2 protein-coding genes are annotated in these 1,064 nt (G+C 68.4%); both read left to right on the forward strand.

Features of this window, described 5'->3' with window-relative positions:
• Positions 1-598, forward strand: a 598-nt coding sequence (locus ACJH7A_RS30650; protein ID WP_406803337.1) for a tetratricopeptide repeat protein, incomplete at its 5' end; no start/stop codon positions are given.
• A gap of 59 nt (positions 599-657) precedes the next feature.
• Complete coding sequence (locus ACJH7A_RS30655) at positions 658-960, forward strand: cytochrome c maturation protein CcmE (protein WP_406803338.1); 303 nt, start codon at positions 658-660, stop codon at positions 958-960.
• Positions 961-1,064 lie beyond the last annotated feature (104 nt).

Below are 1,064 nucleotides of genomic sequence, written 5' to 3' on the forward strand. Positions count from 1 at the left end.
CGCCATCACCTACGCCGGCGACAGCGCCGATCGCCGCGCCGATCTCGGCGAGGCGCTGATGGGGAGCGCCGGCGGGGTCGTCACCGCGGACGCCAAGGCGGAGTTCGAGCGCGCGGTCGCGTTGAATGGCGACGATGCCAAGGCGAATTACTTCCTGGGTCTCGCCGCCGAGCAGGACGGCCGCAAGGCCGATGCGGCTGCGCTCTGGCAGAAGATGCTGGCGAAGGGGCCGTCGGATGCGCCGTGGCGGCCGCTGGTGCAGGCGGCGCTGGTGCGGGTCGGCGGCACCGTGCCGGACGTCGCCCCGGGCGTTAGCGCACCCACGCTGCCCGACGGTGCGGTCGCGGCGGCGAAGGACATGAGCGAGGCCGATCGCGGCGCCATGATCAAGGGCATGGTCGACCGGCTGGCGACGCGGCTGAAGACCAATGGCGACGACGTCGAGGGCTGGCTGCGGCTGGTGCGCGCCTATCTCGTGATGGGCGATCGCGACAAGGCGATGAGCGCGCTCGCGGATGCCCGTCAGGCCGTGGCCAACAATGCGGATCGGTTGCGTCAGCTCAATGAAGGGTTGAAGAATCTCGGGCTTGATGGATAGGGCATGACGCCGAAAAGTGCACAGCGGTTTTCGGGGAACGTCATGCGCAAGGATGGACCATGACCAGGAAGCAACGGCGTTTGACACTGATCGGCTGTGCGCTCGTCGTGCTCGCGATCGCCGCGGGGCTGGTGTTGAACGCGCTGCGCGATTCCATCGTGTTCTTCTCGACGCCGTCGATGGTCGCCGAAAAGCATCTCGGCCCCGGCAAGCGTTTCCGCCTCGGCGGCCTGCCGAAGGACGTCGCCGACGCCTTGAAGAAGCAGGGCCATTGGAAGGACGACTACGGCGCCAAGCCGGACAACAAGCCGGGCAACACGCCGAGCGCCTCCGCGGCGCCGACCCAGGGAGCCATGCGGTGATCGCCGAAAGCGGACATTATGCCCTGGTGCTCGCGCTTGGGCTCGCGCTGATCCAGTCGATCGTGCCGATCGTCGGCGCGCGCTGGCGCGATGCGGCGCTGATG

Origin of the sequence: Mycobacterium sp. SMC-17 (assembly GCF_045310915.1) — a bacterium.
Classification (GTDB): Bacteria; Actinomycetota; Actinomycetes; order Mycobacteriales; family Mycobacteriaceae; genus Mycobacterium.

Bases quoted from the DNA above. Each gene is read 5' to 3' on its own strand.
- ACJH7A_RS30655 (WP_406803338.1), top strand. From the start codon at position 658: ATGACCAGGAAGCAACGGCGTTTGACACTGATCGGCTGTGCGCTCGTC.